We start from the raw sequence: 295 nt of genomic DNA, 5'->3' as shown, positions 1-295 counted from the left end.
CTCACCCCCCTTCACCATCCTCCCCTCCGCCACCTCTTCACTTATCAGCTCACCACCATCCCACCTACTCTCACACACCATCACAACCATCCTCCACCTCCTCCCTCACCGGGACCTTCACAACCCCCACCCCATCCTCTACCCTCCTCTCCCCCACTCCCACCTCAGTCTCCCCCCCCCTCACATCCCCCCCCCCCTCCCCCCTCACCTCTCCCATCCTCCATCCCACGCCCACCGTCCCCTCCACCCCACCGTCCCATACCACCCCCACCCCCAATTTCTCCTCCACAACTGC

At 64.7% G+C, this 295-nt stretch carries 1 protein-coding gene; it reads right to left on the bottom strand.

Features of this window, described 5'->3' with window-relative positions:
• Positions 1-70 precede the first annotated feature (70 nt).
• Positions 71-295, bottom strand: a 225-nt coding sequence (locus tag FS507_RS19965) for a hypothetical protein (protein WP_222121463.1), incomplete at its 5' end; no start/stop codon positions are given.

It is taken from the genome of Corynebacterium glyciniphilum AJ 3170, assembly GCF_007673095.1.
Classification (GTDB): domain Bacteria; phylum Actinomycetota; class Actinomycetes; order Mycobacteriales; family Mycobacteriaceae; genus Corynebacterium.
This window is presented reverse-complemented; position numbering and strand designations above follow the sequence as displayed.